Genomic DNA, 5328 nt, shown 5'->3' with positions numbered 1-5328 from the left:
GGCGCTCCGGTGTTGGGCGCTCCGGCATCGGCTACTTCCCGGCGATGAGGCTCATGGCCTCGGCGCGCGTGGCACCGTCGCGCATCACACCCCGCACGGCGGAGGTCACGGTGCGTGAGCCGGGCTTGCGCACCCCGCGCATGGACATGCACAGGTGCTCCGCCTCGACCACCACCAGCACGCCACGGGCGCCGAGCTCGTTGACCAGGGCGTCGGCCACCTGCGTGGTGAGGCGCTCCTGCACCTGCGGCCGCTTGGCGAACACGTCCACCAGGCGCGCGATCTTGGACAGTCCGGTGATGCGCCCGTCCGCGCCGGGGATGTAGGCCACGTGCGCGACCCCGTGGAAGGGCACCAGGTGGTGCTCGCACATCGAGTACAGCTCGATGTCCTTGACCAGGATCATCTCTTCGTGGCCCAGCTCAAACACGGCACTGAGGACGTCGGCGGGGTCTTCGGACAGTCCCGCAAAGAACTCCTGGTACGAGCGCGCGACCCGTCCCGGGGTGTCCCGCAGGCCGTCCCTGTCGGGGTCCTCGCCAATCGCCGCGAGGATCTCCCGCACGGCCGCCTCGATGCGGGCCGTGTCGATGCCCTCGCTCATGGGATGCGCCTAGGCCTTGTCCGCGGTGTCGGTGGCGCCATCGCCGATGGTGTCCTTGGGTTCGGTGACGGGCCGCACGGGCGCCTTGGCAATGCGGCGTTTGGGGGTGCGCTTGGGCGCCCAGTCCCCGCTGATCCACTTGGGGCGCTCCGGTGCCTTCTTGACCTTCTTGAAGAGCACGGCCAGCTCCGCCTCGGTGAGCGTCTCCTTCTCCAGGAGCTGCTCGGCGAGAGTGTCGAGCACGCCCCTGTTGGCCTGGAGGGCCTTGGTGGCCTCCTCCATGGCGTGGTCCATGAGCTTGCGGACCTCGTCATCGACCACCGCGGCGAGCTGGTCGGAGTAGTCGCGGCCGTGCCCCATGTCGCGGCCCAGGAACACCTCGCCCGAGGCGCCCGCCAGGCGCACCGAACCGATCCTCGTGGACATGCCGAACTCGGTGACCATCTGCCTGGCGATCTCGGTGGCCTGCGAGATGTCGTTGCTCGCGCCGGTGGACGGGTCCCCGAACACCACCTCCTCCGCGACGCGCCCGCCCATGGCGTACGCCAGGTTGTCGAGCAACTGGTTGCGCGTCTTCGAGTAGCGGTCCTCGACCGGCATCACCATCGTGTAGCCGAGGGCCCGGCCGCGCGGCAGGATCGTCACCTTGGTGACGGGGTCCGTGTAGTTCATCGCGGCCGCGACCAGGGCGTGGCCGCCCTCGTGATACGCCGTCACCGACTTGTCGTGGTCGTTCATCACCCGCGTGCGCTTCTGCGGGCCCGCGATGACGCGGTCGATGGCCTCGTCCATTTCGGTCGGGCCGATGGCGGTGGCGCCGCGTCGCGCCGTCAGCAGGGCGGCCTCGTTGAGAACGTTCGCAAGGTCGGCGCCCGTGAACCCGGGCGTGCGCTTGGCGACCGCGTTGAGGTCGACCTCCGGCGCGATGGGCTTGCCCTTGGCGTGCACCTCAAGCACCTTGAGTCGGCCCTTGAGGTCGGGCGCGTCCACGCCGATCTGGCGGTCAAAGCGCCCGGGGCGCAACAGCGCGGGGTCGAGGATGTCGGGCCGGTTGGTGGCCGCGATCATGATGACGTTGGTGCTGATGTCGAAGCCGTCCATCTCCACCAGCATCTGGTTGAGGGTCTGCTCGCGCTCGTCGTGACCGCCGCCCATTCCGGCGCCGCGGTGACGGCCCACCGCATCGATCTCGTCCACAAAGATGATGGCCGGGCTGTTCTTCTTGGCCTGCTCGAACAGGTCGCGCACGCGGCTCGCGCCGACGCCCACGAACATCTCGACAAAGTCGGAGCCCGAGATGGAGAAGAAGGGAACGCCCGCCTCGCCGGCCACGGCGCGCGCGAGGAGCGTCTTGCCCGTTCCGGGTGCGCCGTAGAGCAGCACGCCCTTGGGGATCTTGGCGCCCACGGCCTGGAACTTGGCGGGGTTCTCCAGGAACTCCTGGATCTCCCGCAGCTCCTCGACCGCCTCGTCGGCGCCCGCGACATCGTCGAATTTCACCTTGGGCGTGTCCGCGGTGACCTCTTTGGCCTTGGAACGGCCGAACTGCATGATCTTGTTGCCGCCGCCCTGCATGGAGCTGAGCAGGAACCAGATCAGCCCCAGGAACAGCAGCAGCGGCAGGATGTTCAGCAGCAGCGACTGCAGCAGCGAGCCTCGCGGCACCACCGAGTCGTAGCCCAGTTCCGGATTGGCGGCCTCCACCGCCGCCACCACGTCGTCACCCTGCGGTGCGACGTAGAAGAACTCGATGAGCGCGCCGCCCTCGAGTTCGTATCCGGCCAGCGCGTCAGGGACGGTGTCGCTCAGCGTGATCCGCACCCGTTGGTCGCCGTCCGTGATCTCCACCTGGGTCGCGGCCCCAGACTTGAGCACGGCGAAGCCCTCGCTCGTGTCAACGTGCGTCACCGGCGTCTGGGTGGCGGCGGTGAAGGCAAACACGGCGATAGAAATCACCGCGAAGGATAGAAACAGGTACGACCAGCGCAGTCTTCTCATGGTGTGCACGACTTTACGCGAGGTTGACCATCACATTGTCAGGTTTCGCGCTCAGCGGGACGGCGTTGCCGACGGGAGGCCCCCAGCGCGGCCCACGGCGTCGCTAGTCCTCCGAATACACGGACGGCTTGAGCACCGCCACGAACGGCAACGTGCGGTACTTCTCCGCCCAGTCGAGCCCGTAGCCGACCACAAAGTCGTTCGGAATGTCGAAGCCGATGTAACGCACGTCAATATCGACCTGCACGGCGTCGGGCTTGCGCAGCAGCGTGGCGACCTCGACGGACTCCGCGCCGCGCGAACGCAGGTTTCCCAGCAGCCACGACAGGGTGACGCCCGTGTCGACGATGTCCTCCACAATCAGGACGTGGCGGCCGGTGAGGTCGGCGTCGAGGTCCTTGAGAATCCTCACCACGCCGGAGGACTTGGTGCCGGACCCGTAGGAGGAGACCGCCATCCAGTCCATCTGGAAGTCGGGAGGAAGGCGCCGCGCGAGGTCGGCCATCACCATGACCGCGCCCTTGAGTACGCCCACCATCAGGACTTCCTTGCCCACATAGTCCTCGCGAATCTGCGCGGCGATCTGATCGAGTTTGGTGGAGATCTGCTTCTCCGTGACCACCACGCGCGTGAAGTCGTTCATGGTGAAGGCGGCATTCGTGAAGTCGGGGCTCACTCTTCGGGTCCGTTCTGATCTGGTTGGTCGAAGCGTTCAAGGGGATCGGTGAAGATCAGCCTGCCATACTCGCGGCGCGCCTCGTAGCCGCCGGGCAACGACACCGCGCCTTGACCCGAATACGTGGTGACCAGCCGGTCAAGGGCCGCCACGTGGGAGGCCGCCAAGGGCCCCGCACCGTGATTCTCCGCGACCATCTTCAGCATGCGCGTGCGGATGGCGTCGGGCAGGGCCGCGAGCATGTCGCAACGCCACTCGTCGCCGCGCACGGTGGACTCGGAATTCTGGATCGCGTGGCGCGCCTGGCGTTCTAACTCGTCGGCATCGGCCTGCAGCATCGCGGCGGATCGCGCGAGCCCGGAGACGACGCCGGGGCCCAGGACGTCCACCAAGGCGGGCATGACGATGCCGCGCAGGGCCGAGCGGCGCGGGCCCCCGTCGGGCTCGTTGGTCGGGTCGAACCACGGCTCGAGGCCGAGCTCCTCGCACGCGGTCACCGTGTCCTTGCGACGCAGGGACAGGAAGGGGCGCACGTAGCGTCCGCGCTTGACGGCCATCCCGGACAGGGCCCGGGCGCCGGAGCCCCTGGCGAGCGCGAGCAGCACGGTCTCGGCCTGATCGTCCATCGTGTGGCCCGTGAGAATGTGCGGCGTCAGGCCACCCTCCCGGTCCACGCGGGAGTCGAGCGCGGCGTACCGGGCGCGCCGCGCGGCGGCTTCGAGCCCACCCTCGCGGCCCACCACCACCTTCTCCACGAACGCGGTCACGATGCCCGCCTTGTGCACTTGGGCGATGGCCCTTTCCGCCACACCGGCGCTGCCGGGGGTGAGCCCGTGGTCGACGACGATCGCGCCGACGAGGAAGCCTTGCTTGCGGGCCACGAAGCTGGCCGCCGCAGCCAACGCCAAGGAGTCGGGACCCCCCGAGCAGGCCACCCAGATCCTGGCGCCCATGTCGACGCCGTCCAACGCCTCGCGCACGGCGTTGCGGGTCGCCGCCACTGACGGATGCGGTCCAGTCACACGTCTCCCAGGTGGGTCTCGGGGGCGATGTCGGGCTTCACGGCCCCCGGCACGCCGGTCACCCCCGACACCCACATTGTGCCAACGCGTCGGCGAAGGCGTCGATGGCGGCCTGCGGCCGGACCTGGCCATAGGGCATGCCGTCCGCAAGCACGGAGAACACGAGCGGCCGCCCTTGCGCCGTGATGACCACCCCGGACAGCGCCGTCACCCCCGTCAGCGAGCCGGTCTTGGCGCGCACCACTCCCGCGCCCGGCGTCGACGTGAAGCGGTCGTCCAGCGTGCCGGTCAGGCCCGCCTCGGCCAGCAGGCCCACCACGTCGTGGGTGGGATCGGCCAGGGTGGCGGCGCGCAGAATCTCCGTGAGAAATCGGGGCGGGATGCGATTGCGGACCGAGAAACCCGCGCCGTCGTAGAGCGCGAGACCCGTCTGGTCGACGCCGAGCTCGCCCAGCGCCGCGCGCACGGACCGCATCGCCTCGGATGGCACGGCCCGGCGGCCGTCGTGCACCGCGAGAACCCGCGTCAGCACCTCCGCGATGGTGTTGTCGGACGCGTGCAGCATGTACTCGACCACGTCGCGCATGGGCGCCGAGGTGACCACGCCCACCTGCTCACCCGTGGTTCCCGAGCGCGCCGACACCGCCGTCACGGCGATGCCGCGATCGCCGAGCCGCGCGGCAAAGACGTCGGCCGTGCGGGCGGCCGGGTCGGGCCACCGTGGGGCGTATTCGTCGTCGGTCATCTTGCCGACGTTGACGGCCAGCCCCGTCACCGGCGCGGCGTAGCCGTCGCGCAGCGCATACGAGGGCCACTCGGCGGGGTACGCCGGGCCGGGGAACGACGAGGTGTCATAGGCGACCGCGACGCTCGTGACGCCGCGCGCCGTCAGGGCGCTCGCCACCTGGTCGGCCAGGTCCCCCACCCCGGCGAACCCGACCGCGACGGGGTCTGTGCCCGCGACGGGGTCTGTGCCCGGGACATTAAAGAGAGGGCGCATCATCGGTTCCAGTAATACACCCATAAAG

At 69.3% G+C, this 5328-nt stretch carries 5 protein-coding genes; all 5 read right to left on the bottom strand.

Translation table 11 applies throughout. The features are described from left to right. Positions 1-31: 31 nt before the first annotated feature. The gene (gene folE, locus QZZ29_RS08855; protein WP_291382676.1) at positions 32-604 is read right to left on the bottom strand and encodes a GTP cyclohydrolase I FolE; all 573 of its coding nucleotides are present in this window, start codon (positions 602-604) and stop codon (positions 32-34) included. Between the two features lie 9 nt (positions 605-613). Then, entirely contained in the window at positions 614-2602 is a 1989-nt protein-coding gene (gene ftsH / locus QZZ29_RS08850; protein WP_291382674.1) for an ATP-dependent zinc metalloprotease FtsH, read from the bottom strand. A 103-nt stretch (positions 2603-2705) separates the two neighbouring features. Continuing rightward, complete coding sequence (gene hpt, locus QZZ29_RS08845; RefSeq protein WP_291382678.1) at positions 2706-3245, bottom strand: hypoxanthine phosphoribosyltransferase; 540 nt, start codon at positions 3243-3245, stop codon at positions 2706-2708. 29 nt (positions 3246-3274) lie between these two features. Continuing rightward, positions 3275-4300 (bottom strand): tRNA lysidine(34) synthetase TilS, encoded by a 1026-nt coding sequence (gene tilS / locus QZZ29_RS08840; RefSeq protein WP_291382672.1) that lies wholly within the window; start codon positions 4298-4300, stop codon positions 3275-3277. 58 nt (positions 4301-4358) lie between these two features. Beyond that, a partial coding sequence (gene dacB / locus QZZ29_RS08835) for a D-alanyl-D-alanine carboxypeptidase/D-alanyl-D-alanine-endopeptidase (protein WP_291382670.1) occupies positions 4359-5328 on the bottom strand: 970 nt, incomplete at its 5' end.

This window comes from Demequina sp. (genome assembly GCF_016278765.1).
Lineage (GTDB): Bacteria > Actinomycetota > Actinomycetes > Actinomycetales > Demequinaceae > Demequina.
Note: the sequence above shows the minus strand (reverse complement) of the source record. Positions and strands in the feature narration are given on the sequence as shown.